Source organism: Micromonospora sicca (genome assembly GCF_003172935.1).
Taxonomy (GTDB): Bacteria; Actinomycetota; Actinomycetes; order Mycobacteriales; family Micromonosporaceae; genus Micromonospora; species Micromonospora sicca.
This window is the reverse complement of record NZ_QGKS01000513.1, coordinates 1-740: the sequence shown is the minus strand read 5'-3', so window position 1 is coordinate 740 and position 740 is coordinate 1. Positions and strand designations below refer to the sequence as shown.

Sequence of the window (740 nt, the reverse complement as noted above, 5' to 3'; positions counted from 1 at the left end):
TACGGTGGCCTGGGGCCGGCCGGGGTCGGCCGGCGGCGCAGGAAGGCGTTCGCGGCGGGCAGGGTCAGCAGCGCGGCGACCACCAGGTAGCCGAGGACCTGCGCCACGGACAGGGCCGCGTTCACCGGGATCCACCACCCGGGATAGGCGCCGCCGAGCTGGGCGAGCAGGTCCGCGGTGACCTGGTGGCCGGCGCCCAACCGCAGCGGCGCGGCCCGCTGGCCGACCAGTACGGCCAAGCCGCAGCAGCCGCAGAGCAGGCCCAGCCCGCAGACCACCCAGGTGCCCACCCGGGCGCCCGGGCGACCGGCGAGCAGGCCGAGGGCGAGGCCGACCAGCACCAGGCCGACCAACACGCCGACCACGGCCGACAGCACGGTGGAGGCGCGCAGCAGCGACACCACGGCGTCGATCTCGCCGGCCCCGGCACCGGTCGCGATCGCCACCGACCGGAAGCGGTCGACGGTGCCACTCAGGACGAGCAGGCCCGCGACCGCGTACACCGCGGCGCCGACGGCCATCAGCAGCAGCACCGCCGCCGCCGCGACCACCGCCGCCGGACGACGGGGCGGCGCCTGATCGGGGTACGACACGACAGATCCCTCCGGTAGGCGTCGGCTTGCAACCTACTCGGAGGGATCGTCGGCGTCGCTCTTATCCGGACGTCAACTCACCGATGGCGGCCGGGGCCCCGGTCCCTCGGTCCCGCCCTCCCGACCACCCGGCTGGCCCGGGGCCGG

Annotated in this window: 1 protein-coding gene; it reads right to left on the bottom strand. The window is 76.5% G+C overall.

The window, feature by feature from the left end; all coding sequences use genetic code 11:
* On the bottom strand, positions 1-593 hold a 593-nt coding region (locus DKT69_RS36760), incomplete at its 3' end, for a hypothetical protein (RefSeq protein ID WP_109805950.1).
* Between the last annotated feature and the right edge of the window lie 147 nt (positions 594-740).